A 25,127-nucleotide genomic window follows, 5' to 3' on the forward strand; every position below is an offset into this window, starting at 1 on the left:
ACGGCCTTGCCTGCTGCGCACCGAAAAATGCACGCCGCTCAGGGGAGATGCCTCATAGACCTACCTTGAAGGATTTATTCCAGAAATCGAGGTAGTCAGATTTGGCCGCGTTCAGGGCAGCCAAGTCGTAAGGACGCAGCGTCTTCAACTCGTCCTCGGTAAAGCCGACGCGCTTGCGCAGTTCATCCGACATCGGCGCATTGCGCACCGTCGGGGCATAACCCATGGCCTTGGCGAATTGCACCTGGCCCATCGGATCGAGCATAGCGTTCAAATAATCCCAGGCCGCGCCCTTATTGCGCGAATTTTTGGCTACCGCCGCCTCGAAGGTCACCGGGATCGAGCCTTCCTTGGGCATCACGAAATCCACCGGCAGACCGGCGTCGCGCCATTGCAGGGCCCGCGCTTTCCACATGGCAGAAATCCATATCTCGCCCGACTTGAAGGCCGCGGCCACCGCTTCGTTCGACGGATAGACGTGGGGCGCATTCTTCTTGAGCTTCTTGAGAAAGTCGATGCCAGGTTGGAAGCTCTTGATGCGCCCTGCGGGGCTGGCGCCCGCGCCCACGAACAAGGCATTGGGCGAGAACAGGATGTCGGAAAAACCCGTGCCGCCCTTGTTCTTGGGATCGAGCATGACATCGATGGAAGTCGGCGGCGTGGGAAATTTCTTTGTGCTGTAGACCAAGACCATCGCACTGAAAATATGCGGAATCGAATACGGCGTCCTGAACTGATCGTAGACGTTGACCAGGTTGGGAATATGCTGGGCATTATCCTTGATGGGCGCCAACACATCGGACAGGGATACCTGGTACATGTCCAGATCGCTCAGCAGCGGCACGTCCATGCTGCCGCGGCGGGAATTCTTCTCTGCCCGCAACTTGGTGATGCGTGGCTCCGAATTACCGGTATCGAAAACCACATCTACGCCCTGCTTCTTCAAGATGGGCGAGATGATCTGCTGCAGGAGGTTTTCATAATCGCCGCCCCAGGTACCCACCACCACGCTGCCGCCGGCGGCGCGGGACAGGCCCGGAATCATGGGCAACGTTGTTGCCAAACCCAGTCCGGCCGCGGCCTTAAGGAAATCACGGCGATCCGTATTGTTCGAAGTCATGGCTGTTCTCTCTCGGTGTCGTACGTCGGTCATCAAGGAGGCGGAGCAAACCGCCCTACATGGGGAAACGCAAACTGCAACGTCAAAAAAAACGGTACTTCAAACCAGGGCCTGCAGGCTGACGGGCCCGTCCGGCGCCACGCTCTGCAAGTCGGCCAGTTCCAGGTCGCGCGTAATCACGACCAATACATCCTTGCCATCGGGCGCGGCCATGCGCCGCGGCATGCCGAAGGTAGTGCCCACGCTCTGGATCAGGATGGGTTCGGGACAGTCGCTCACCTTCAGCAGCGCTTTGACGCGCAGCAGGCGTTCGCCGCAGAACCCGGCCAGATCATCCAGCCACATGGAAAAGTCGTCCCAGTCCATCGCCGCGCGCGGCGTTCCTGTCCAGACGCGTATCCGGGGGTGAGGCATGCCGACCTCGCGCCGCCCTGCCGCGAACAGGGCCTGCAGGGCAAGCTCGCCGGACTGCACGCCGGGCAGGGCCGCGAACGCCTCGCGCACCGCGACAGCACGATCGTCATGGGCCACGATCCGCGCCAGGGGATTAAATCCTCGTGCCCGCGCGGCATGTTCCGCGAGCGACGCGACAGGGACCTGGTCCACCTTGGTCAGCACGATGCATTGTGCCGCCGCCAATTGCGCTGCCGCTTCCTCGAACTGCGTTTCGCGCCCGGCGTAGGCTTGGCAATCGTAAGTCGCCAGCACTGAAAGGCGCAGATTGCGCCGGACCAGCTCCGGATCGGCCAGTGAGGCGATGATGGGCCCCGGCCGGGACAGCCCGCTGGTTTCGAGGACAATGCGCGTCAAAGGTCCCCGGCCCAGAGGACGTGGCGCCTCGATCAAGGCGTGGACGGTATCGACCAGGCTGCTGCGCAGCGAGCAGCATACGCAGCCGCTGGCCAGCAGCGTCATCGGGATGTCCGCGACGCTGTCGGAAACGATGGCCCCGTCTATGCCGATTTCGCCCGCTTCATTGACAATCACGCCCGTATCGCCGGAGTTCTCGCCGCGAAGAAAATCCACAAGCAGGCTGGTCTTGCCGCTGCCCAGGAAACCCGACAGGATGACCAGATCCACCGGTGCCGGCGGCTCAAGCTCAGCGCCGGTGCGGGGGGCCATCGGGGTCTCCTTCCCAGCTGCCCTCGACCATTTTGCGCACATCGGCCAGAAGCTGCTCGGTGTCGTACACCACACCCGCCTTGACGGTGTAGCGCAAGGCTCGCTTCCACTCAACCTTGCCGGTCGCATCGTTCAGCCGCATCGCGCCGGTGCCATAGAGCAGCTTGAAGTCTTCCAGCGGATTCTGCTCGTGGATAAGCAGGTCGGCGCGCTTGCCCACGTCGATCGAACCGGTCTCCTCGTCTACGCCCAGCAGTTCGGCACCCAACATGGTGGCCGCACGCAGCACCTCCAGCGGATGGAAACCCGATTCCTGCAATAGCTCCAGCTCGCGGATCAGGCCGAAACCGTAAATCTGGAAGATGAAGCCCGAATCGCTGCCGGCACAGACCCGCCCTCCCAGATTCTTGTACTCGTTGATGAACTGCATCCACAACTGGTAGTTCTGCTTCCACTCAATTTCGTTGGTGGTGCTCCAGCGATACCAGTAGGCGCCATGGCCGCCGCGTTGCGGCTGGAAATACTTCCACACGGCCTTCCAGGTGTAGTCGTCATGCCAGTCGGCGCGCCGCGCCCGCATCAGGTCGCGGTTGGCGTCATAGATGTTGAAAGTCGGGACGAAGGTGTGTCCCAGTTCCAGGAACTTGTCCATCACCTCGCGCCACTTCGCGCTGCCGGGCTTGGCCGCCTGCATAAAAGTCTGGCCGGCCAGCGAGAAGCGATAGTATTCGTCGCTGTAGTTGTAGTCGGTGGGATAGTTCTGGACGACCCTGTTTTCGAACAGAGCCTCGGGCAGGCCGTAATAATGCTCCGAACTGGTCAGGCCCCACTGCGCCGACTTCAAGGCGTTGACACGCGTCACGGCCATCTGCGCATGGTGGCAGCCCGAGCGCAGGCCCACTTTCGCCGCTTCATCCAGCGCGGCCTGCATGATGGCCGGGGGCGCACCGAAAAACTTGATACCATCGCCGCCACGCGCCTTGAGCCGGCGCACCCAATCGCGCCCCTGCTCGGGCGTATGAATGGTTTTGACGCGGTCATTGATTGCCGGGAATACGGTGTGCGCGATCAGATGGGGCGCCGCGATTTGATTGCTCGCGGCCAGACCCTTCTGTTCCAGCGTCCAGGTCAAGCCGTTCATGCTGCCCATCTCGCGCACCGTGGTCACGCCATGCGCCAGCCACAGCTTGTAAATGTAGTCGGCCGGCGGTACCTCCCCGCTCATCGCGTGATAGGGCGTGCCGATATGGCCATGCGAATCGATCAGACCCGGCGTGACATATTTTCCGTGACAGTCGATCTCGTAATCCCCCGCAGCGGGACGGCGATCGGGATTGATGGGTTTGTGCGGCGTGCCGACATTGACGATGGCCGTAATGCGCGAATTCTCGACCACGATATCCACCGGCCCCCAGGGCGGCGCGCCCGTGCCGTCGATAAGCGTGGCGCCGCGCAGCACCAACCGGGCGAAGGGTCCGTCGCCACGATCGCGGCCGGTAGCCGCCACAGGGGGTTTGAATCCCTTGGCCAGATTCGAGGCAATGGTTTCTTCGCCGACTTGCGCCTGGGCGTAGGGGTTATCCGAGGACATGATGAACCTCTGTTTGAACGTCAGATGGTATGGCAGGCTCAGTTAGCAAGATCGTTGTGATGGATATGGCCGGCCTTCATCACAAGAGGAATGCGCTCGCCCTGCCCCGACAGGCAGGACAAATCGCGGTAGGGGTCGCCATCGACCACCAGCATGTCGGCCAACGCGCCCGCAACGATGCGACCGAGCTGGCCCTCCATTCGCAGCACCTGCGCGGCGATCGTGGTCGCACTCTGGATGACTTCCTGCGCGGAAAGCACCTGGGCGCGGATGCGGAATTCGTCGCTTTGCAGACGCTGCGACGGCCCCAGCAGGTCCGAGCCGTAGCCCATCTTCACGCCACATCTTTTGTAGATTTCCAGCGAATGCAGGCCGGCTTCGCGCACCGTCTCGATCTTGGCGACGCTGTCCGGCGGCAGGCCGTAGCTGGCTCCCTCATTGGCCAGCGCCTCGTAGGTCACCAGGGTCGGCACCACGAAAGCGCCCCGCTCGGCCATGATCCTGGCAACGCGTTCATCGATCAGATTGCCGTGCTCGATGGTCCGCACTCCCAGGCGCACCGCGCGCTCGATGGCATCGGCGGTATACGAGTGCGCCATGACATAGGTTTGCCGAGCGGCGGCCTCTTGGACAATCGCACGGATTTCGTCTTCGGAATAGCCGTAGGCGGCAATCGGGTCGGTGGGCGAGGCCACGCCGCCGGAAGCCATGATCTTGATCTGGTCCGCGCCCATCTGAAACTCCTGGCGCACGGCCAGCCGCACATTGTCCACGCCATCGGCCACCCGGCCGATGTCGCCGGCGCGAAAGCAGCAGCCGCAAAAACTCATGGGGCGCAGATGATCGGAGCGCGGACGCGGATCGCCGTGGCCGCCGGTCTGGCTGATGGCCCGGCCCGAGATGAACAGGCGCGGACCTTGCACCGTGCCTTCCTCGACGGCAGTCTTCAAACCTATCCCCGCTCCGCCGGCATCGCGCACCGTGGTGAAGCCGCGTCGCAGCATGGCGGCCATGATGGGCACCGCGCGCATCATGACCAGCGCATCGGGCAGCAGGCCCTGCGAGCTCAGGTTCAGCTGCGTCGCCATGACATGTACATGCAGGTCAATCAAGCCCGGCATGAGCGTTCTGCCGGCAAGCTCGATGGTCTGCGCCCCGTTCATCTGCAATGGCTTGTCGGAGACTTCCTTGACCCGGCCATCTTCGACCAGGACATCGACGCCCTCCTGCAGTTCGGATTCCATAGGATCCAGCAAAGAGGCATTCTTGAACAGCACTGCGGTCATTTGCGTTGCTCCATATGCGACTAGGTCGCCGCAAGAAAATCAGGAAGTCATGGTCTTTACATACCGCCGGTGTATCAGCCAATTCGAAAACAAGGCCATCACCAAGGTCGCAAAAACCAGAATCAGTGCGATGGCCGATCCGAAAGGCCAGTTGGAACTGCGGGTCATCTGGTCATAGAGCGCGGGCGCCATCATCGTGATGCTGGTTCCGCCCAGCAGCACCGGCGTAGCATAGGCGTTCATGCATAGGATGAAGATCAGTACCGTACCCGCTGCCACGCCCGGCGTGGCGACCGGCAGGACGACGCGCCGAAAGGCCGTGAAGAAATTCGCGCCCAGGTTCTGGGCAGCCTCTTCTATCGAGAAGTCGATGCCTTCCAGCACACTCTGCAAAGTCAGGATGAAATAGGGCATGACGACCGCCGTGCAGCCCACCACGACGGCAGTCTTCGTATACATGAAATCCCGGCTCGCAAAGCCCAGATGTACCAGGATTGCGTTGAGTACGCCCGCCCGGCCCAGGATGATCATCCAGCCGGCGGCCCGCACCACATTGCCCACCATCAGGGAGAACACCAGCAGGATGATGAACGTGCTTTTGAAGCGGCTGCGCGTTCGTGCCAGGAAATAGGCAACCGGAAAACCCAGCACCAAGGACAGCGCGGTGCACAGCGCCGCGACCCAGACCGTAGAGTAGAACACCTCGCGATAGTAAGGGTCCGCGAAGAAACGCACGTAATTCTGGGCAGTAAAGGCCTGCTGCATCAGCTGGACTTTGTCGAAATGGTTTAGGCTGTACCTAAACATCAGCCCAAGGGGCGCGATGATGATCAGCAAAACCAACAGCGAGGCCGGAAAAGCCAAGCTGGGACCCAGATAACGCGGCGTGCGCAAAGAACCGGATTGCATATTGGCGTCTCAACCAGCGAAAAGAACGCAGTCGGCCGGCTGGAAGCAAACATGCACCCGCTCGCCCGGCCGGCCCGACACTTCACGCTCGGCGGCATTGGTCACCTGGGCCAGCACCGACGCACCGCTGTCCAGCTTGACCTTCACCTCGATCTGGGACCCCAGGTACACCGTCGACTCGACCGTGCCGGGCAAGGCATTGCCCGGCACCGGATGTATTGACAAGCGCGTACGCTCAGGCCGCACCCCTAGATGCGTGGCATTGGACAACGCACTGGCTACCGACACACGCATGTGGGCCGATGTGACGAACGCCGTATCGCCGTCCATGCCGCCGGTGAAGAAATTCATCTTGCCCAGAAAATCCGCCACAAACAAATTCGCAGGACGCTCGTACAGTTCCTGCGGCGCTCCCACCTGCTGCACCTTGCCATCGTGCATGATGGCCATGCGATCGGCGATCGCCAGCGCCTCCTCCTGATCGTGCGTGACAAAGACGGTGGTAAGCCCCAGGCGTTGCTGCAAGGCCCGGATTTCCTCACGGACTTCGACGCGAAGCTTGGCGTCCAGATTTGACAGAGGCTCGTCGAGCAGAAAGACCTTGGGCTCGATGGCCAGCGCGCGGGCGATAGCCACGCGCTGCTGCTGGCCACCCGACAGTTGCCTGGGGTAGCGATCACTCAGATCGGACATGCGAACCATATCGAGCACGGTGCGTATGCGGGCCGCCCGCTCGGAGGCGGGCATCCTGGACATCTCCAGGCCGAACGACACGTTCTGCGCCACGGTCATATGCGGAAACAGGGCATAGCGCTGAAACACCATGCCTGTATTGCGTTTATGAGCGGGCAGCATAGTGACGTCGGTCTCGCCGATGCGTATCGTGCCTGCCGTGGGTTCGACGAAACCGGCGATCATGCGCAGCGTCGTGGTCTTGCCACAGCCGCTCGGTCCCAGGAAGGCCACCAGCTCGCCATCCGAAATTTCAAGGGAGAAATCGCTGACGGCGACCGCGCCGCCGAACTGCTTCTTGAGCCTGTCCAGGGAAACTTTTGCCACGTTGCTATACCACCTGACTGAGTTTGACAAAACGATCGGTCACCAGCATCACCATACCCAGCAGCACAATCTGCACCGTCGCCACCACCGCGATAGTCGGATCCAGGGTGAATTCGAGGTATTGCATGATGGCGATGGGCAGCGTCGTGTGGCCAGGCCCCACCAGCGACAGCGACAGCTCCAGGTTTTCGAAGGACACCACGAAACTGAAGAGGGCCGAGGCGACAATGGCCGGCCGCAACATGGGCAAGGTGATCCGAAGTAAGGCCACGCGCCCGTTGGCGCCCAGGTTGCGCGCCGCCTCTTCGATGGAAGGATCCAGTCCGGACATGCTGGCCGTGACCAGCTTGACGGTCCAAGGAATGGTCAGGCACACATGGGCGACGACCAGGCCGCCGTAAGTGCCCACGATATCCATGTTGAAGAAGTTTTCCGCCCCGAGGTAGAACAGGTAGATCGCCACGCCGGCAACGATGCCGGGAACGAGCAAGGGCGACAGCAGCAGCGTGTTGACCGCGCCAGCCCCCCTGAAGCGGTAACGGCTGATGCCCACGGCCGCCAGCATGCCGATGACAACACCACACACGGCAGCCAGCAACGCCACCTGCAGGCTGAACACGAATCCGTCGGCAAAGGCCTGGTTGGCCCAGGCCTTGGTGTACCACTTGAGCGTATAGCCGGAAGGCGGGAAGTAAAGAATGGCGTCTTTGAAGAAGCTCAGCCAGACCACGACAATCAACGGGCAGAGGATGAACAGGTACATCAGCGCCACGAAGACACGATGCAGAAAACGCGCCCAATAGAACCGGCCGCGAAGTATGGGCGCTGGCTCGGCTGAAACTGCAGAAATTGCGGTCATAACCTTAGGCATATCCTCAATACAAGCGCCCTGGGACAGTGAGATCGCCCCACTTGGTTAGCCTGCATTGCCGTTTTGGTAGCACCGAAATCCTACGTCAGTCAGCCCTCATAGGGAATCATGGTTAACCTGTAATTTAAATATCCGCTGCAGCTATTGGCTTAGCGCATGCACTGCTGGGCATGTCCCACTGTCGACACAGCAATCGCCTGCTTTCCTTGCGACCGCACCGCCGAGGCGATGGCAAAGCCCAGCAGGGCAACCGCCTTCTGCTCGGCAACAACCACAGGCGCCAGATCGGTGCTGCCGGACGGCATCTGCACCGGCACTTCGACCCGGCTGCGGCACAGCAAACCTGCTCCCGTGCCTTGCAACGGCCGCACCCGCCAGGTGGCGTCGATCACCGCCGGACCGGCCGTGGACGCGTCGAAACGCTGGACGTCCACCTGCACCCGCCACACCGGCAGGCCGGGCGGCGATGCGAGACGCCGTATGTCGGGTACGCCGAGCTGCCTGGTCATGACGATGGACAGCGCGTTGCGCAGCTCGTTGGGCAGCGGCGCGCTCCAACGGTCGGAATACTGAGCCGTGAGTTCACCGGAGCCGCTGCGCAGCATGAGCTGCGGCTGGTCGGCTTGCGCCGGCACGGATACCGGCGCGACGTCGATGGCGTAGCCGGCCGACCCGGCCGCCGGCGCGATCGCCTGCTCAGGCGCCGTCAGGGTGTAGTAGCGCACCGGCGGCGAGCCAGCGCAGCCGGACAAGGCGGCCAGGACCGCCAGCGCGCCCAGGAACCTGCCAGGAATGGTTTCTGCCTTGATCATGATGCGGCTCGTCGTCTCTCGTCAGTGCTTCGATGGGCCCGCGCCTGGGATGGGATCCGGACCCCGGCCGCGCAGCAGGGCCTCGGGATGGGTCTGCAGGTAATCGGCCAGCGCGCGCAGCGACCGGGCTGCCCGGTCGATCTGCACCATGGCGTTCTGCGTATTGCTCGGCAGCGACGCATCGGGAGCGATCAGCTGGTTGAGCGACTGCAAGGACATCTGCGCCTGCTTGAACATGTCGCGGGCCTGCGGCGCGACCTGCGTGTCCAGCTGCTTCATCAGGTGCGACGTGTTGCTCAGCGTGTCGCGCAGAGCCGTGCCGATCTGGTCAAAGGGTACTTTGTCCAGCTTGTTCAGGATATTGCCCACCTGCTCCTGCAATTGGTCGAGCTGGCCCGGCACCGTGGGGATGACGGGCGGGTCGCTATGCACGAACTGCACGGGCGGCGCATTGGGGAAATTATCGATCGCGACATAGAGTTGCCCACTGAGCAGGTTGACCGGCCGCAGTTGCGCGCGCATGCCGTAGCGGATCATCGCAGCCAGCATTTGATCGGCGGAGTCCTTCTTGTTGCTGCCAAAGCGGGTCTCGATGTTCTCGAGCACCTGTCCCAGCAATTCAGGATACAGCGTGGCATCGACCACCGTATACAGATGCCGCTTCTTCATGTCGTAGGCGATTTCGATGGCCGTGACCTTGCCCAGCGCAATGCCCTGGAACTCGACCGTCGCGCCTACCGAAAGGCCGCGCACCGATTGGTTGAAACGCATCTGCACGGGATAGGCGAAACCGCGCGGCACCGACTGTGCTTCGGCCTGGCCGGCGTATAGCTTGAATTCCGTATTCGCGGCAGCCGGCTTGTCGTGGCCGTCATCTGCTGGCGTATCAAAGGCGACGCCGCCAAGAAGCAGCGAAACCAGCGACTCGGTGCGCATCTTCACTCCATCGCCGTTGACCGACACGTCCACGCCGCTGGCGTTCCAGAAACGCGTCGCCCTCGTCACGAAACGGTCGTTGGGCGCATCGACAAAGACGTCGACGTCCACCGCCGCGCCCGAAGGCTCGAGCCGGTAGCCCACCACGCGTCCTACACTGATGCGCCGGAAATACACCGGCGAACCCACGTCCAGCGAACCCAGGTTTTCGGCTCTGAGCGTAAAAATCTTGCCGGCCCGGTCGTGCGTAATGGGGGGCGGCGTCTCCAGGCCGACGAAATCGTCCTGCTCGACCGCCCTGGCGTTCTTGGGTACGTCTACGTCGATATAGGCGCCCGACAGCAGCGTGCCCAGTCCCGACACACCGCTGAACCCCAGCCGTGGCCGCACCACCCAGAACCGCGTACCCTGGCGCGCGATATCGGCGGCATCCTTGTTCAGCGCAGCCTCGACCATGACCTTGCTGCGATCGTCGCTGAAGTAGATGCGCTGCACCGTGCCTATGACTACGTCCTTGTAGCGCACCTGGGTCTGGCCCGCGACCAGACCTTCGGCGGTGTCGAACTGAATGGTGATGTCGGGTCCGGCCTTCAGCCACGCGTGCAACACCATCGACACGCCCGCCAGAGCCGCCACCAAAGGCACGAGCCAGATCCAGGAAATGCGGCGCCTGGACTTGCGCACCGCAGCGGACAGCACGGCGGGTTTGTCCGGGGATGAGGTCTGGTCAGCCATTCAATGCGACTCCTTCAAATGCGCCGATGCGCCGGCTGCTGGCTCGGCATCCCAGGCGCTGCGCGGATCGAAGCTCATGGCCGCCAACATGGTCAGCACCACCACCAAGCCGAACGCCGCCGCGCCGGTGTCCGCGCTGATGCGCATCAGCCCGGGGAAATCCGCCAGCGCCGACAACAGAATCACGACGAACACATCAAGCATGGACCACTGGCCGATGATTTCGACCATTTCGTACATGCGCGTGCGGGCCCGCAAGCCCGTGGCATCGCCCCATTGCACGCGCAGGACCAGCAGCAGCAGAGCCAAAAGCTTGGTCATCGGCACGACCACGCTGGCCACGAACACGATGAGCGCGATGTCCCAGGCGCCGCCGCGCCAGAGTTCGACAACCCCGCCCAGGATCGTATGACCGCTGTCGCCCACGACCGTGGCGATGCGCATGACGGGCAGAATATTGGCCGGTATGTAGAGGATGGCCGCGGTCAGCATCAACGCCCAGGTGCGCGCCAGGGACTGCGGCTTGCGCTTATGCAGCACGGCATGGCAACGCATGCAGTGCTGCGCGCGGTCATCGGCATCGGATACGGGTTCGGCCAGATCCTGCACCAGTCCGCAGGCATGGCAGCCCGCGAGCAGATGGCCCGGCTTACATTGCGGCTCGGGCGTGTGGGCCAGACCGGCGTCCTCGGCGTGGCGCCACAGCGCCTGGGGAGAAAGCCGGCCCACGATGGTGAGCAGCACGGTAAGCACGCCGAAGGCCGGCAACCCCAGGCCCACATGCACCTGCACCGAACTGGCCAGCTTGACCAGGGCCACGATGACGCCCAGCAGAAACACCGGCACCATGCTCCAGGGCTGCAGCCAGCCCAGAAGCCGGCAGACCTGCGCCATGTCGGCCGGCATCCGGCCGCGGGACAAGGGCAACAATACCCACAGCAAGGCCAGCAGTTGCAGAAGCGGCAGCATGAAACCAACCATACCGGTCATGAAGGCCACGGCCCAATGATGCTGCTGCCAGGTGATGCCTATCGCATCGAGCAAGGTGGCGCCGCGCTCGGCGCCGTAGATCTCGATGCGCGCCACGGGAAAGGCATTGGCGACGCAGAACACAATGAGGCTCGCCACGGCGAGGGCGAGCCAGTCGTTCAGGGTAAGGCGGCTGTAGCGCCACAGCACCGTGCCGCAACGCTCGCAGGCCGCAAGTTCACCGTGCTGCAAGGCGCGCCGACGATGGACGCCGGCGCAATGCTCGCAGGCGATCAGCGGCTGGACGTCGTCCCGCTGCCGATCGTCAAAGGGCCGATCGTCCAAGACCTACTCGGCCAACGCGACTTCCTCGGAAGGCGTCGAACTGCCCGTGGGCTTGTTGTTGTCCTCGAAATCGAGAATGACCTTGTCCGACTCGTCGATGTCGACGTTGACCGACCCGCCATCGACCAGCTTGCCGAACAGCAGCTCGTCGGCCAGCGCGCGACGAATGGTGTCCTGGATAAGTCGCTGCATCGGACGCGCGCCCATGACCGGATCGAAGCCCGCTTTGGCAAGGTGTTCGCGCAAGCGGTCCGTGAAGACGACCTCCACACGCCGCTGGTGCAGTTGGTCTTCGAGTTCCATGAGGAACTTGTCGACCACGCGTAGGATGATGTCGCGCGTGAGCGAGCCGAAGGGAATGATCGCGTCCAGGCGGTTGCGGAACTCCGGCGTGAACATGCGCTTGATCTCAACCATCTCGTCGCCCGCCATGCGGGTGTTGGAAAAGCCGATGGTTGGGCGGTTGAGCATCTCGGCGCCCGCGTTGGTCGTCATGATGATGATGACGTTGCGGAAGTCGGCGCGGCGCCCGTTGTTGTCCGTCAGCGTGCCGTGATCCATGACCTGCAGCAGAATGTTGAAGATGTCGGGATGCGCCTTTTCGATTTCGTCGAGCAGCAGCACACAGTGCGGCTGCTTGGTGATCGCCTCGGTGAGCAGGCCTCCCTGGTCGAAACCGACGTATCCGGGCGGCGCGCCGATCAGGCGCGACACCGCATGGCGCTCCATGTACTCCGACATATCGAAGCGCACCAACTCCACGCCCAGGGTGAACGCCAGTTGCTTGGCCACTTCCGTCTTGCCCACGCCGGTGGGGCCGGAAAAAAGGAAAGCACCGATGGGCTTGTCGGGCTTGCCCAGACCGGAGCGCGCCATTTTGATGGCACCGGCCAGCGCTTCGATGGCTTGGTCCTGGCCGAACACCACCGTCTTGAGGTCGCGCTCGAGCGTGGCGAGCTTGCTGCGGTCGTCATGCGAGACGGACTGCGGCGGAATGCGCGCGATCTTGGATACGATGCTTTCGATCTCGGCCTTGCCGATCACCTTCTTGCGCTTGGATGCGGCCAGAAGACGCTGGGCCGCACCGGCCTCGTCAATGACGTCAATAGCCTTGTCGGGCAGGAAGCGCTCGTTGATGTAGCGAGCCGACAGCTCGGCGGCGGCAGTCAGCGCCGCGGCTGAATAGCGCACGCTATGGTGCTCTTCGAAGCGCGTCTTCAGACCGCGCAGGATCTGTATCGTCTGCTCGACGCTGGGCTCGGGCACGTCGATCTTCTGGAAGCGGCGCGACAGGGCAGCGTCTTTCTCGAATACGCCGCGGTATTCGGTATAAGTGGTGGCGCCGATGCACTTGAGCTGTCCCGAGGACAGCGCAGGCTTGAGCAGATTGGAGGCATCGAGCGTGCCGCCCGAAGCCGAACCCGCGCCGATCAGCGTGTGGATCTCGTCGATGAAGAGAATCGCATCGGGGTTGCCGCGCAGTTGCTTGAGTACGCCTTTCAGGCGCTGCTCGAAATCACCGCGGTACTTGGTGCCGGCCAGGAGCGAACCCATGTCCAGCGCGTAGACCTGTGCCGACTGCAGTATGTCGGGCACCTCGCCGCGCGTAATGCGCCAGGCCAGACCTTCGGCGATGGCGGTCTTGCCCACACCAGCCTCACCGACCAGCAGCGGGTTGTTCTTGCGACGGCGGCAAAGCACCTGGATCACGCGCTCGACCTCGTGCTCGCGGCCGATGAGCGGATCGATGCGGCCGGCCAGGGCGGATGCATTCAGATCGGTGGCGTACTGATCCAGGGGCGACTGGCGGCTCTCGCCGCCCTGCTCTTCCGGGCCGGACTGTTGCTCTTTCTGGGGAACCGGCTCGTCCTGGGACTGCTTGGTGATACCGTGCGACAGGAAATTGACGACGTCCAGGCGCGTGACGCCCTGCTGCTGCAGATAGTAGACGGCGTGGGAATCCTTCTCGCCGAAGATGGCGACCAGCACGTTGGCGCCGGTAACCGGCTTCTTGCCGGTGCCGCCGGCCGAGACGTGCATGATGGCGCGCTGGATCACCCGCTGAAAGCCCAGCGTGGGCTGGGTATCGACCTCGGATCCGCTGGGGATTACGGGGGTGTTCTCTGAAACGAACTGGCGCAGGTTGCGGCGCAGGTCATCCAGATTCGCGGCACATGCCTTGAGCACCTCGATGGCCGAGGCATTGTCCATCAGCGACAGCAGCAGGTGCTCCACCGTGATGAATTCATGCCGGGCCGAGCGCGCCTCGACAAATGCCATGTGCAGGCTGACTTCAAGTTCTTGGGAAATCACGCTTCCTCCGGGTCTTGCCGCAGGGCTTACCAAACTGCCTGACTAAAAAGCACACACGCAAAGCGCGCGTACCGCATTGCTTATTCTATGCCTATCGCCAGCCCGTATCCGGGATTTCCCATACGGACTGTCATGGATAAGCATCAATGCCCGCCACGACGGAACCAGCATACCGCATGGACCCCACGCATCGATCGGAACAAGACCGCCAGGATTACCCGTGTTTTCCGCCTTTTTGCGGATGAGCTGCCGCCGGCAGGACAAGAACGCCTTCGGGCAAACGAGCCTTTTCGTTCTAGACGGGTTCCATTACGCACTGCAAGGGATGCTGACGGGCTCGGGCATATTGCGATACCTGAGCGATACGCGTGGCGGCCACGTCGCGCGGATAGACACCGCAAACGCCTCGGCCTTCGTTATGCACGGCAAGCATGATGCGCGTGGCGTCCTCGTGGTTCTTGCCGAAGAACTTCTGCAGCACTTTGACCACGAACTCCATGGGCGTGTAGTCGTCGTTGAGCAGGACCACCTGGTACATGGGCGGTGGCGCGGTCTTGGCCGGCGCCGTTTCCACGGCCTGACCCTGCTGGGTATCCAATGTCGAACTCATAAGGTTGCTGATTTTAGTCAAATTACCGGGGATTACACATAGACATACGCAGTTTCCATACTTGACTATTAAAAGAAAATCAAAGCATTATCGGAGATATTCGGGGGCTTGCAGGCGATTTACCGGTTACGCCAGACTTGACGCCGGGAAAGTGCGGCAACTTGCCGAACATTCAGTTCAACATACGATACAAGAGGCAGTCCGCATGTCTGACACATCCGCTGTCCCGGGAAACAATCCCAAAGCCACCGGCACCGTCAAATGGTTCAACGACGCGAAAGGTTTCGGCTTTATCACGCCCGACGACGGCGGTGAGGATTTGTTCGCCCATTTTTCATCCATCCAGATGAATGGCTTCAAAACCCTGAAAGAAGGCCAGAAGGTTTCGTTCGAAATCATCCAGGGTCCCAAGGGCAAGCAGGCGCTGAACATCACCGCGGCCTGATCTTCAAAGTATCATGCCAGGCGAGGGTTTTTCCCCTCGCCTTTTTTATTTACGACTCCCGAATCCGCCGTACATGCCGTCGTTCGCCAAGCACCGTTTCGCCGTACACCAAGGCCTGCTGGCCGCCACCCTGCTCGCAGCCTCGCTGGCCGCCACGGCGGCCCGGGCCCAACAAAGCGCCCCACAGGCTCCGCTGCCCATCGTCGGCCTGGAGGCTGGCATCCAGGTGATCCACGCCGAGGTCGCCAGCACCGAAAGCGAACGCGAGCGCGGCCTGATGTTCCGCTCGAACCTGCCCGGCAACGACGGCATGCTGTTTGTCTTCGAGGCACCGGCCAAGCAGTGCTTCTGGATGCACAATACGCCGCTGCCGCTGTCGATCGCCTTCATGGACGACCACGGCGTCATCGTCAACATCGAAGACATGGCCGCCGAGACCGACGACAGCCACTGCTCGCTCAAACCGGTACGCTACGCGCTGGAAATGGCGCAAGGGTGGTTCGCCGCCAAGGGAATCAAAGCCGGCGACAAGATCGAAAAGTTGCCGTGAACGACTGAGAAACCACGGCGTCGGCTTGACCCGCTATTGGAAGGTCAAGGCGACAGCCGATCAGACGCGCTCGAGAATCAGCGCAATCCCCTGCCCCACGCCGATGCACATCGTGCACAGCGCATAGCGGCCGCCTGTGGCGTGCAACTGGTTGATCGCCGTGGTCGCCAGGCGGGCGCCGCTGGCACCCAGTGGGTGGCCCAGGGCAATCGCTCCGCCATTGGGATTGACGCGCGGATCGTTGTCGGCGATGCCCAGTTGGCGCAGCACCGCCAAGCCTTGCGCGGCAAACGCTTCGTTCAATTCAATCACATCGAGCTGGCCCAGGGTCAAGCCCGTCTGGGCGAGCACCTTGCGCGTCGCCGGCATGGGGCCCATGCCCATGATGCGCGGCGCGACGCCGGCCGTCGCCATGCTCACCACGCGGGCGCGCGGCGTCAGGCCATGGCGCACGGCGCCCTGCTCGTCGGTCAGAAGCAGCGCGGCGGCGCCGTCGTTCACGCCCGATGCATTGCCGGCCGTGACCGTGCCGCCTTCGCGCACCACCGGCTTGAGCTTGCCCAAAGATTCGAGACTGGTCTGGCGCGGATGTTCGTCCTTGGCAACCACGACAGGATCGCCTTTTTTCTGGGCAATAATCACCGGCGTGATCTCGGCGTCGAAAAAGCCGGACTGCTGGGCGCGCACCGTCTTTTCCTGGCTGGCCAGGGCGAACTTGTCCTGATCCTGGCGAGCGATGCCAAAATCGGTGGCGACGTTCTCGGCCGTTTCGGGCATGGAATCGACGCCGTATTGGGCCTTGAGCAGCTTGTTGACAAAGCGCCAGCCTATGGTGGTGTCGTAGATGGCCGCGTTGCGCGAGAAAGCCGTATCGGCCTTGCCCATGACGAAGGGCGCACGGCTCATGCTTTCGACGCCGCCGGCCAGCATCAGGCTGGCCTGGCCCGCGATGATCGCGCGCGCGGCAGAACCCACGGCGTCCAGCCCGGAGCCGCACAGGCGGTTGATCGTCGCGCCCGGCGCCTCGATGGGCAGGCCGGCCAACAGCAAGGCCATGCGCGCAACGTTGCGGTTGTCCTCGCCGGCCTGGTTGGCGCAGCCATACAGCACATCGTCGAGCTCTTCCCACTTCACGCCCGGGTTGCGCGCCATGAGCGCCTTCAGGGGGATGGCGGCCAGATCGTCGGCCCGCACCGGGGACAAGGCGCCGCCATAGCGGCCGAAAGGAGTGCGTACGGCATCACAAATGAAGGCGTGCGTGGTCATGGTCTGTCTCTCGTGTAGGTATCGCGTGAAGGGGGGCTCGTCCCCGAAGGGCTCAACCCCGCGATCTTACCGTGCCGGCCACGGCCGGCGCCTCAGGACGGCTTGGCGGCGAACGCCGCCTCCGCCGCCAGCGTCTGGCGCCGGAAGCGGCCGGCCACCAGGTGGTAGAAAGGATGGGGGCTGAACTGCTTGGAGACCACCGATGCGCCCAGCGACGCGGCAAGCAGCCAGAACAGCATGGGCTGGCTACCCGTCATTTCCATCACGACCACGCTGGCCGTGAGCGGCGCCTGGGTGGCCGCCGCCAGGAAAGCCGCCATGGACAAGAGCACCAGAACGCGCTGGTCCACGCCCGAGCCGAGCCAGTGCCAGATCTGCGCGCCGATGCCCGCGCCGGTGGTCAAGGCCGGCGTGAAGATGCCGCCGGGGATGCCGGCCCAGTACGAGGCCACGGTGGCGAACAGCTTGGCCAGGCCAAAACCGTCGACGGGCGCGGGTTTGCCGGCCAACAGGGTGGCGGCCACGTCGTAGCCCGTACCGTACACGGAACCGGCCGTCAGCGTGCCCAGACAGGCCAGCGCCAGCCCCATTCCCGCTGCCATCCAGTAAGGATGCCGCCGCACCAAGGTGCCCAGCTTGCGCGGCAGGTTCTCCGCCAGGCTGCCCGCCAGCAAGCGGGCAAAAACGCCCCCCAGCACACCGTTTATCAGGCAGCACAGGAGGGTCCAGCCCAGCATGCCGTGGGCGAAGGTCTCGCCGTTGAAATGGCCGAAATACGGATTGTTGCCGGCGACGGCTACAACCAGAAAACCCGCCGTCAGCACTGCAACCAGCACATGGCGCTGCCAGCGCAGGGACACGCCGCGCCCCAGCTCTTCGATGGCGAACATCACGCCGGCCAGCGGCGCGTTGAAGGCCGCGGCCAGCCCGCCCGCGGCGCCCGCGGCGATCAACTCGCGCAGATCGAAATCGCGCAGCGGCACGCCCAGGCGCTGGCACAGACGACTCCAGGCGAGCATCACGGCGGCGCCCACCTGCACCGAGGGGCCTTCCCGGCCGATCGAGGCACCCAGCGCCATGCCTGCGAAACTCAGCGGTATTTTCCAGACTGTCTGCAGGGAAACCAGGCGCCATTGCGCGCGCCCGGGCGGCAGCGACAGCGCGCCCATCACCTGGGGAATGCCGCTGCCGCCGGAATAAGGCGCAAAGCGCAGCGTGAGCCAGCGCAGGACCAGCAGGCCCAGCGGCAGGGCGACAAAGGCCAGCCATCCGTACTCGCTCGTCCATCGGCGGTTCCACGCGAGGGCCATATCGGCCAAGCGGGCAAAACCCAAGGACACCAGCGCCACCAGCGCCGAGCCGATCAGGAGCAAGGCCAGGCGCAGGCTTTTGCGCGACAGCCGCCCCATATGGCGCAACTTGGTGCGCACTCGACTGCGGATCCGATCAAGAAGCCGGGTGGGTATCGTACGGTTGGAGTCTGTCATGGGCCGGGATTCGTTAGAGCGGAATTGGGGGAAGACCGTCACGAGGAAAAGAATTCAAAACAATGCAATACGCCCAGACTCGCGCATCATGCAACGCACGAAGCTGGGCGAAAGCGGACAAGGCGCGGCTTGCGCGCAGGCCGTTGCGGTCAGTCCAGGTTCTTGGCGGCGAAATCCCAGTTAACCAAGGCCCAGAAGTTTTCCAGATACTTGGGACGGGCGTTGCGGGTGTCGATATAGTAGGCGTGCTCCCACACGTCGCAGGTCAGCAGCGGCACGTCGGCGGTGGTCAGCGGCGTGGCGGCATTGCTGGTGTTGACGATGTCAAGCGAGCCGTCGGGCTTCTTGACCAGCCAGGTCCAGCCCGAACCGAAGTTGCCCACGGCCGACTTGGTGAAGGCTTCCTTGAAAGCGTCGAACGAACCCCACTTGGCGTTTATGGCATCGCCCAGCTTGCCGGCGGGAGCGCCGCCGCCCTGGGGCTTCATGCCGTTCCAGTAGAACGTATGGTTCCACACCTGGGCCGCGTTGTTGAATACGCCGCCCGATGACTTCTTGACGATCTCTTCCAGAGACAGGCTCTCGAACTCCGTACCGGGGATCAAGTTGTTCAGGTTGGTGACGTAGGTCTGGTGGTGCTTGCCGTAGTGGTATTCGAGCGTTTCTTTCGAGATGTACGGAGCCAGCGCGTCCATCGCGTAAGGCAGGGGGGGCAGAGTGTGGGCCATATCGTTTCCTCGGTGTTTGTTCCTGCGGTGTTATCCGCAATCAAGCCAATCTATTGTATCGGCTAGTCCCGGCCTGCCGAAGGGAAAACCCCAAAAGGGTTAGAACTTCATCGATTGCGCCGCAAACAACCCAAAATCACGCATCAATTCCGTCCACCTGCACGACATCGGCCAGCGCCTCGCCTTGCCCGAACGCCAGCATCAGGCGCTGGCCGGCCTGCAGCTGCGCGGCGGCGCGCACAATGGCCCCGCCAGGACCGCGCACAATGGCATAGCCGCGCGCCAGCGTATTTTGCGGATCGAAGGCGCGCAGCTGCCCGCCCGCCGCCGCCAGCTTCGCGCCGCGCGACTCCAACAGACGGGCCTGGGCACGGATTAGCCGACCGGCCAGACCCTGCACGCGTTCGCGTGCCCGGACCGCGTCAGGCGCGCGATGCACCAGACTTTGCGCCGCCAACGCCACGCGCGCCGCGCGGCGGCCCTGCGGCGCGCGCCAAGCCGCCGCCAGCCGATGCCGCAAAGCCTCCAGCCGCTCACCCTGTCGGGTCAGGCGCTGAGCCGGCGAAACCAGTTGCGCGCTGGCGCGGTCCAGTCGCTGCATAGCCTGATCGAGCCGGCGGCGCTGGGCCCGGACCAGGGCCTGGGCCGCATGATCCAGCGCGCGCAACAACTCGGTTCGCGGGGCGCAGGCCAGTTCCGCGGCCGCGGTGGGCGTAGGCGCGCGCACATCGGCCACGAAATCCGCGATGGTGAAGTCGGTCTCGTGCCCCACCCCGCTGATGACGGTAATGCGGCTGGCCGCCACCTGACGGGCCAGTTGCTCATCGTTGAAGCTCCAGAGGTCCTCGATGCTGCCGCCGCCGCGCACCAGCAGCAATGTGTCGACCTCGCCACGCGCGTTGGCCACCGCCACCTGGGCCGCCAGCCTGGCCGCCGAGTCCGCGCCCTGCACCGGAGCGGGATAGACGATCACCGGCACCTGTGGGGCGCGCCGCGCCAGGGCCGACAGCACGTCGCGCAGAGCGGCCGCGTGCAGCGAGGTCACCACGCCTATGGCGCGCGGCAGGCGTAGGGGTTCGCGCTTGCGTTCGGCATCGAACAGCCCTTCGCTGGCCAGTTGCGCCTTCAGGCGCAGAAAGGCCTCGTACAGATTGCCCAGACCGGCGCGCCGCATGCCTTCGGCCTGCAGCTGGAAATCACCGCGTGCCTCGTAGAGCGATACCCGCGCCCGAACCTCCACCTGGTCGCCGGGCCTGGGCACAAAGCCGACCGCGCCGGCACGGCTGCGGAACATGACGGCCCGCACGGCAGCCCGGCTGTCCTTGAGGGTGAAGTACCAGTGCCCGGAAGCGGCCTGCGTGAAATTGGACACCTCGCCGCGAACCCACATGAGCGGGACATTCTGCTCCAGCAGTTGCCCCACCGCCTGGTTAAGCTGGGCGACAGTCAGGATCTCCCGCGTAAATACATCGTCTGTGACTGCAAATCCAATTGTCATAAGGCTTTCCGGGGAGCTATATGTCCACAGGGCGCGTGGTGCGGAGTTTTAAGATTGTCAAGCCTCTATTCTGTCGCCACTGCCGCCCGGAGAATCAATATTCTCCGTGTAAATTATTGATTTATATAAATAAAAAAACCATTTCAAATTGACCCGCTTTCGTCGACTCCCACGCCAACCCGCATGAAAACCGGCTTGCGGGCTAGTTTTGCACAGAATTATCCACAAAAATTGTGGGTAACTTGGTAGCAGGGGAAACTGCTAAAGCATGCCTTGCGGGCTTTGGGGCGCATCCTCACCAGGATAAACACAAAAGATACGTACCCGTCAGCGCCTTCGGCTTGCTTCGGCCCGGACCGACGATTACAGTCTCGCCTTGCAAGGATCGGCCGATTGCATGCTGGGCATGCCCGCCTCCTTACTCCTTTTCGTCGCACCGGAGCCCCCCGTTTTGCTAGCTCTCCTTGAAGCCGCCGGCTGGCCGATCTGGCCGCTGCTCGCCACCTCCGTACTGGGGCTGGCCCTGATTGTGGAACGTCTGCTGTCCCTGCGCCGCAGTCTGGTGATGCCCCGCGACCTGACCGAACAGGTGCGTGACATGCTGCGCAACCAGCAAGACAGCCCCGACGCCTTGTCCCAGCTCGAACGCAATTCGCCGCTGGGCCGCATATTGGCCGAAGTACTGCGCCAGCGCGGCCTGCCCCGCGCCGAAGTGCGCATGGCGGTCGAGGATGTCGGCCGTTCAGTGGCCCACGACCTGGGCCGGTTCGTGCCGGCCATAGGCACCATCGCTGCCGTCGCCCCGCTAATGGGACTGTTCGGCACGGTGGTGGGCATGATCGACATCTTCAGCGCCTACGCCCCTGGCGTCAGCGATCCGGCGCAACTGGCGCACGGCATCTCGGTGGCCCTCTACAACACCTGCTTCGGCATTCTCATCGCCATCCCGGCCATGATCGCGCACCGCTACTTGCGCTCGCGCGTCGATGGCCTGCTGAACGCGATGGAACAGACGGCAGGCAAGCTGGCCCGACACCTGGCAGCCCTGGAGTCGCGCGCATGAACTTCCGGGGCGAGGGCCGCGGCCGCGACGAGGTCGAGATCAATCTGATTCCCCTCATCGACGTACTGCTGGTCATACTAATTTTCCTGGCGGCCACCACCTCGTTCGCCCACTTCACGCGGCTCAAGATCACGCTGCCGCAGGCCGCGGCGGAGCAGCAGGAATCCACCCCGCTCGAGATCGCCGTCAGCCAGGACGGCCACTACGCACTCAATGGCACGCTGATCGACGGCAGCACGACGGCCGACATCGCCCGGGCGCTGGTGCAGGCCGTGCAGGGCAAATCGTCGCCCGTGCTCGTGATCAATGCCGATGCACAGTCCACGCACCAGTCCGTCGTCAACGTGATGGAAGCGGCCCGGCAGGCCGGTATCGAACGGCTCAATTTCGCTGCCCAGACCGCCCAATGAGCGGGGCCGAGCCTGAACGGCGCACCGCTTCTGCGCAATAAGCAGGCCACCGTGAACGCCCGAGACTCTCTGCAGCGGCAATGGCAGGACGATGGCTTACTGTCCCGCCTGCTGGCCCCGCTGTCCTGGCTCGCCGGCCTGGCCGTGCGCCGCAAGCACGAAGCCTATCGCAGCGGTCGCAGGACAGCCTGGCGCGCGCCAGTGCCCGTGGTGGTGGTCGGCAATCTCTATGTCGGGGGCACCGGCAAGACGCCCGTCGTGATCGCGATTGCGCAAGGCCTGCATGCGCAGGGCTGGACACCCGGCGTGGTCAGCCGAGGCTACGGTGCGCGCGTGGGCAGCGAGCCGCGCGTCGGCATGGGCGCGGACCTGGACCCGGCCGCTTATGGCGACGAGCCGGCGCTCATCGCGCGCGCCGCCGCCGTTCCTGTGGCCGTGCATCCGCGGCGCGTCCTTGCTGCGCAGGCGCTGCTGCGCGCCTGCCCCGGCGTCGATGTCATCATCGCCGACGACGGTCTGCAGCACCTGCAGTTGGCGCGCGACGTGGAAATCGTGGTGCAGGACGAGCGCGGCCTGGGCAACGGCCGCATGCTGCCCGCGGGCCCGCTGCGCGAGCCGCCGTCGCGCCTGAACGAGGTCGATGTCGTGGTCACCAACCTCGGCTCCAGGCCTGCCGATTTGAAATCGACACCGTCCGAACCCGATGCGAATGCGATGGCGACGGGACTGCGCTCCCCCCGTGCCGGCCCTGTGCAGCTATCCATGCGGCTCGAACCCGGGGCGGCTCGATGCCTAGCGGACGGCAATACGCGCCCCTTGGCCGATTTCGCAGCCGGCCCGCCGGTTGCGGCGGCGGCCGGCATCGGCAATCCGCAGCGCTTTTTCGACACGCTGCGCGCTGCCGGCATCGCCCTGGCCGAGACGCTGCCCTTGCCCGATCACTATGCTTACGACGAGTCACCTTTCGGCGGCCTGCAGTCGGGACAGATCCTGGTCACCGCAAAGGACGCGATCAAATGCGCTCGGCTGGACGACGCCAGGCTGTGGGAAGTCGGCGTACAGGCACGCTTCGAACCCTTCGACCTGACGACCTGGCTGAATGCGGCCATTGTGCGCAAGACCGACCGCAATCGCGGCTGACGTGGCCTGCCCCACGGCTTTCTGCTTTAGAATGCCGGGCATGGAATCCCGCTTGCTCGACATCCTCGTATGCCCCCTGTGCAAGGGCCGTCTGCAATTCGACCGCGCGCAGGCAGAACTGATCTGCCAGGCCGACCGTCTGGCCTTTCCCGTGCGCGACGGTATCCCCGTCATGCTGGAACCCGAGGCCCGCGACCTCGACGCGACGGCCGTCCCGACCTGCGCGGCCTGAATTTCGCCGCGCTGTGGACTACACCGTACTCATCCCCGCCCGATCTGCCTCGACCCGCCTGCCGGACAAGCCGCTTGCCGACATCGCCGGCAAGCCCATGGTGGTGCGCGTGGCAGACCGGGCCAGCCAGTCGGGCGCCAGCCGCGTCCATGTCGCCACCGACGATGCGCGCGTGCTGGCCGCGGTTCAGGCTCACGGCCATCGTGCGCTGATGACCCGCGCCGACCACGCCACCGGCACCGACCGCCTGTCCGAGGCCGTGCAGTTGCTAGACCTGCCCGACGATGCCGTGGTGGTCAATGTGCAGGGCGACGAGCCGCTCATCGAACCCGCGCTCATCGACGCGGTGGCCGCTTGCCTGACGGACTCCCCATGGGCGGAGATCGCCACCTGCGCCTGCCTTCTGGCCAACGTCGAAACGCTCTTCAATCCCAATGCCGTGAAAGTGGTGTGCAGCCAGGACGGCCGCGCCCTGTACTTCTCGCGCGCGCCCATACCGTGGGCCAGGGATGAATGGAGTCCCCACGCCGCACGCTACGCGCTTGCCGCCCCCCAAGGGGGCTCGTTCGCCTTGGAGAGGCCCGACGGCGAACGGGCATCTCTGCCAGCGGGCTTCCCTGCTTTGCACCATATCGGCATCTACGCCTATCGCGTTTCCTTTCTGCGCCGTTTTCCGCAATTGCCGCAGGGCATGCTGGAAAAATTCGAATCGCTCGAACAGCTGCGCGCCATGGAGTATGGCCACGCCATCGCGGTACACCGTGCGGGCCAGGCCCCGGCCGCCGGGGTGGACACGCCTGCCGACCTGGAGCGCGTCCGGGCTTGGTACGCGGCAAATCGGTTATAAAACTTCATTATTTCGCGTTGCCCGTGCGTAACAAGCATCACGCGGGCATCCCAAAAAGAATACAACATCCCCTTAGGAGCCACACAATGCGTCTCATCCTGCTCGGACCGCCCGGCGCCGGTAAAGGCACTCAAGCCGCTTTTCTGACTCAGCGTTACGGCATTCCGCAGATATCGACGGGCGACATGCTGCGCGCCGCGGTCAAGGCCGGCACGCCGCTGGGCCTGGCCGCCAAGAAAATCATGGATGCGGGCGGCCTGGTGTCGGACGAGATCATCATCGGCCTGGTGCAGGACCGCCTCAAGCAGTCCGACTGCGCAACCGGCTACCTATTCGACGGTTTTCCCCGCACCATCCCGCAGGCCGACGCCCTGAAGAACGCCGGGGTCAAACTCGACTACGTAGTCGAGATCGAAGTGCCCGAGGACGACATCATCACCCGCATGGGCGGCCGCCGCGTACATCCGGCCAGCGGCCGCACTTACCATGTGGTATTTAATCCGCCCAAGGAGCAAGGCAAGGACGATGTCACCGGCGAACCGCTGGTGCAGCGCGACGACGACCGCGAGGAAACCGTGCGCAACCGCCTGAGCGTCTATCAGCAGCAGACCCGCCCGCTGGTCGACTACTACTCAGGCTGGTCGACACGCGAGCCGGCCGCCGCGCCCACGTACCGCAAGATCTCCGGCGTAGGCAGCGTGGACGAAATCACCCAGCGCCTGCTCGGCGCCCTGCAGGGCTGAGCGGCACCCGCGCGCCCCTGGAATCCCCCTATCGGAATCA

General features: G+C 63.8%; 24 protein-coding genes. 8 read left to right on the forward strand and 16 right to left on the reverse strand.

Annotated features, from left to right (window positions below; all coding sequences use genetic code 11):
• Nucleotides 1-52: 52 nt before the first annotated feature.
• From H143_RS0118670 to clpS, 12 genes are all read right to left on the reverse strand, one after another.
• Complete coding sequence (locus H143_RS0118670; protein WP_026350229.1) at nucleotides 53-1,120, reverse strand: PotD/PotF family extracellular solute-binding protein; 1,068 nt, start codon at nucleotides 1,118-1,120, stop codon at nucleotides 53-55.
• A gap of 99 nt (nucleotides 1,121-1,219) precedes the next feature.
• A complete protein-coding gene (locus H143_RS0118675; protein WP_019939791.1) occupies nucleotides 1,220-2,242 on the reverse strand; it encodes a GTP-binding protein in 1,023 nt (340 codons plus the stop codon).
• Complete coding sequence (locus H143_RS0118680; protein ID WP_019939792.1) at nucleotides 2,220-3,833, reverse strand: amidohydrolase family protein; 1,614 nt, start codon at nucleotides 3,831-3,833, stop codon at nucleotides 2,220-2,222. The genes H143_RS0118675 and H143_RS0118680 overlap by 23 nt, the downstream gene beginning before the upstream one ends.
• Before the next feature lie 38 nt (nucleotides 3,834-3,871).
• Nucleotides 3,872-5,119 (reverse strand): amidohydrolase family protein, encoded by a 1,248-nt coding sequence (locus tag H143_RS0118685; protein WP_019939793.1) that lies wholly within the window; start codon nucleotides 5,117-5,119, stop codon nucleotides 3,872-3,874.
• A gap of 39 nt (nucleotides 5,120-5,158) precedes the next feature.
• On the reverse strand, nucleotides 5,159-6,028 hold the full coding sequence (locus H143_RS0118690; protein WP_019939794.1) for an ABC transporter permease: 870 nt from the start codon (nucleotides 6,026-6,028) through the stop codon (nucleotides 5,159-5,161).
• Nucleotides 6,029-6,037: 9 nt separating this feature from the next.
• On the reverse strand, nucleotides 6,038-7,087 hold the full coding sequence (locus tag H143_RS0118695; RefSeq protein WP_019939795.1) for an ABC transporter ATP-binding protein: 1,050 nt from the start codon (nucleotides 7,085-7,087) through the stop codon (nucleotides 6,038-6,040).
• A gap of 4 nt (nucleotides 7,088-7,091) precedes the next feature.
• Nucleotides 7,092-7,946 carry an ABC transporter permease gene (locus H143_RS0118700; RefSeq protein WP_019939796.1) on the reverse strand — a complete coding sequence of 285 codons (855 nt, stop codon included), beginning with the start codon at nucleotides 7,944-7,946 and terminating at the stop codon, nucleotides 7,092-7,094.
• A 161-nt stretch (nucleotides 7,947-8,107) separates the two neighbouring features.
• Nucleotides 8,108-8,770, reverse strand: a complete 663-nt coding sequence (locus H143_RS21195) for a membrane integrity-associated transporter subunit PqiC (RefSeq protein WP_019939797.1) — start codon at nucleotides 8,768-8,770, stop codon at nucleotides 8,108-8,110.
• Between the two features lie 21 nt (nucleotides 8,771-8,791).
• Nucleotides 8,792-10,441 (reverse strand): intermembrane transport protein PqiB, encoded by a 1,650-nt coding sequence (locus H143_RS0118710; protein WP_019939798.1) that lies wholly within the window; start codon nucleotides 10,439-10,441, stop codon nucleotides 8,792-8,794.
• On the reverse strand, nucleotides 10,442-11,755 hold the full coding sequence (locus tag H143_RS0118715; RefSeq protein WP_019939799.1) for a paraquat-inducible protein A: 1,314 nt from the start codon (nucleotides 11,753-11,755) through the stop codon (nucleotides 10,442-10,444).
• A gap of 3 nt (nucleotides 11,756-11,758) precedes the next feature.
• Nucleotides 11,759-14,068, reverse strand: a complete 2,310-nt coding sequence (gene clpA / locus H143_RS0118720) for an ATP-dependent Clp protease ATP-binding subunit ClpA (RefSeq protein WP_026350232.1) — start codon at nucleotides 14,066-14,068, stop codon at nucleotides 11,759-11,761.
• A gap of 295 nt (nucleotides 14,069-14,363) precedes the next feature.
• Nucleotides 14,364-14,678, reverse strand: coding sequence for an ATP-dependent Clp protease adapter ClpS (gene clpS, locus H143_RS0118725; protein ID WP_026350233.1), 315 nt, complete (start codon nucleotides 14,676-14,678; stop codon nucleotides 14,364-14,366).
• Between the two features lie 205 nt (nucleotides 14,679-14,883).
• On the opposite strand from clpS, the gene H143_RS0118730 reads away from it, so the two are divergent.
• Together H143_RS0118730 and H143_RS0118735 are read left to right on the forward strand one after the other, a co-directional pair.
• Nucleotides 14,884-15,123, forward strand: coding sequence for a cold-shock protein (locus H143_RS0118730; protein WP_019939802.1), 240 nt, complete (start codon nucleotides 14,884-14,886; stop codon nucleotides 15,121-15,123).
• Between the two features lie 73 nt (nucleotides 15,124-15,196).
• Nucleotides 15,197-15,673 (forward strand): DUF192 domain-containing protein, encoded by a 477-nt coding sequence (locus tag H143_RS0118735; RefSeq protein ID WP_019939803.1) that lies wholly within the window; start codon nucleotides 15,197-15,199, stop codon nucleotides 15,671-15,673.
• 60 nt (nucleotides 15,674-15,733) lie between these two features.
• On the opposite strand, the gene pcaF is transcribed toward H143_RS0118735, so the two are convergent.
• The 4 genes from pcaF to xseA all read right to left on the reverse strand — a co-directional run bounded on the left by pcaF (nucleotide 15,734) and on the right by xseA (nucleotide 20,652).
• Complete coding sequence (gene pcaF, locus H143_RS0118740) at nucleotides 15,734-16,939, reverse strand: 3-oxoadipyl-CoA thiolase (RefSeq protein WP_019939804.1); 1,206 nt, start codon at nucleotides 16,937-16,939, stop codon at nucleotides 15,734-15,736.
• Nucleotides 16,940-17,031: 92 nt separating this feature from the next.
• Nucleotides 17,032-18,426: a chloride channel protein gene (locus H143_RS0118745; protein WP_026350235.1), complete on the reverse strand. Its 1,395-nt coding sequence runs from the start codon at nucleotides 18,424-18,426 to the stop codon at nucleotides 17,032-17,034.
• 149 nt (nucleotides 18,427-18,575) lie between these two features.
• Nucleotides 18,576-19,154: a superoxide dismutase [Fe] gene (gene sodB / locus H143_RS0118750; protein ID WP_019939806.1), complete on the reverse strand. Its 579-nt coding sequence runs from the start codon at nucleotides 19,152-19,154 to the stop codon at nucleotides 18,576-18,578.
• A 136-nt stretch (nucleotides 19,155-19,290) separates the two neighbouring features.
• Nucleotides 19,291-20,652 (reverse strand): exodeoxyribonuclease VII large subunit, encoded by a 1,362-nt coding sequence (xseA, locus tag H143_RS0118755; protein ID WP_019939807.1) that lies wholly within the window; start codon nucleotides 20,650-20,652, stop codon nucleotides 19,291-19,293.
• 451 nt (nucleotides 20,653-21,103) lie between these two features.
• Here xseA and H143_RS0118760 point away from each other — a divergent pair, with 451 nt between their 5' ends.
• The 6 genes from H143_RS0118760 (at nucleotide 21,104) to adk (ending at nucleotide 25,087) form a co-directional block, all read left to right on the forward strand.
• Nucleotides 21,104-21,715, forward strand: coding sequence for a MotA/TolQ/ExbB proton channel family protein (locus H143_RS0118760; RefSeq protein WP_026350236.1), 612 nt, complete (start codon nucleotides 21,104-21,106; stop codon nucleotides 21,713-21,715).
• Nucleotides 21,712-22,125 (forward strand): biopolymer transporter ExbD, encoded by a 414-nt coding sequence (locus tag H143_RS0118765; protein ID WP_019939809.1) that lies wholly within the window; start codon nucleotides 21,712-21,714, stop codon nucleotides 22,123-22,125. Before H143_RS0118760 ends, H143_RS0118765 begins: the two co-directional genes overlap by 4 nt.
• Before the next feature lie 51 nt (nucleotides 22,126-22,176).
• Entirely contained in the window at nucleotides 22,177-23,265 is a 1,089-nt protein-coding gene (gene lpxK, locus H143_RS0118770) for a tetraacyldisaccharide 4'-kinase (protein ID WP_019939810.1), read from the forward strand.
• Between the two features lie 40 nt (nucleotides 23,266-23,305).
• Complete coding sequence (locus tag H143_RS0118775; RefSeq protein ID WP_026350237.1) at nucleotides 23,306-23,497, forward strand: Trm112 family protein; 192 nt, start codon at nucleotides 23,306-23,308, stop codon at nucleotides 23,495-23,497.
• Nucleotides 23,498-23,510: 13 nt separating this feature from the next.
• Nucleotides 23,511-24,344: a 3-deoxy-manno-octulosonate cytidylyltransferase gene (kdsB, locus tag H143_RS0118780; RefSeq protein ID WP_019939812.1), complete on the forward strand. Its 834-nt coding sequence runs from the start codon at nucleotides 23,511-23,513 to the stop codon at nucleotides 24,342-24,344.
• Between the two features lie 86 nt (nucleotides 24,345-24,430).
• Complete coding sequence (adk, locus tag H143_RS0118785; RefSeq protein WP_019939813.1) at nucleotides 24,431-25,087, forward strand: adenylate kinase; 657 nt, start codon at nucleotides 24,431-24,433, stop codon at nucleotides 25,085-25,087.
• Nucleotides 25,088-25,127 lie beyond the last annotated feature (40 nt).

Origin of the sequence: Bordetella sp. FB-8, assembly GCF_000382185.1 — a bacterium.
GTDB lineage: Bacteria > Pseudomonadota > Gammaproteobacteria > Burkholderiales > Burkholderiaceae_B > Bordetella.